Below are 897 nucleotides of genomic sequence, written 5' to 3' on the forward strand. Positions count from 1 at the left end.
GCAGGCTGTCTCTTTTGTCCTGACAGTTCCTTTCCCGTCGGAAAGAAACTGCCACGACAGCATACCGCGGGAACGTTGTACCCAATTTAAGAAATGATGGTGCAAATATGAAAAACACTTTAGAAAGGATTCAAGACTGGTATAAGACCAATTGTAATAATGATTGGGAACATACGTATGGCATTTCTATTTCTACATTAGATAATCCTGGTTGGACAGTTCGAATTGATCTGCGAGAAACTGCACTTGAAAACATAAATTTTAATAAGGATTACCAAAATGAATTAAATGAAAATGATTGGTATAAATTGAGGATAGAGAATCAAGTATTAGAAATTTTTTGTGGTCCTGAAAATTTAGACCTAACATTAAATATTTTTTTAAATGAGATAATTCCATCTCTAGCTAATAAGAATTTTAAATATAAGATCTATTTACCATTGAAAGGGTATAAATATCCAATATGGACTCCAGCATTAGGATATATGATATCTGAAGATATAATTGAATTATCAGAAATTCCCAAAGTTGAATTTTCATTGATTAAAGTTAAGGATAACAAAATGATCGATTTTACTCAAATAGATCTGGATCAATTGAAATTGAATTTTAAAGTTGGAGATAAAGTCAAAACAGATATTGAGGTTACCGATAGTAATTTGATACTGACAACAAAGAAATAAAAACTGGGTACAACACACGGTAATAGTGCATGGCAGTACTTTTAAACCAAATAATTCAACGTTCGCTGCCGGCTCTTTTCGTCCTGACAGTTCCTATCCTATCGGACAGAAACTGCCACGACACCATACCGCGGGAACGTTGTATGTAATACCGGGATTAGTAGTTTGAGATCTTATGAACTGACCTCCACCCTCTTTAAGCTGAAGCAAGAAG

General features: G+C 34.1%; 1 protein-coding gene. It reads left to right on the top strand.

The genetic code is table 11. From position 1 onward, the window contains the following. Positions 1–107: 107 nt before the first annotated feature. Positions 108–683: an immunity 53 family protein gene (locus ACE1ET_RS20505; RefSeq protein ID WP_375730296.1), complete on the top strand. Its 576-nt coding sequence runs from the start codon at positions 108–110 to the stop codon at positions 681–683. Positions 684–897: the final 214 nt, after the last annotated feature.

The sequence above is a fragment of the Quyinboa mangrovi genome, from assembly GCF_042219825.1.
Lineage (GTDB): Bacteria > Bacteroidota > Bacteroidia > Bacteroidales > UBA5342 > JBHJHP01.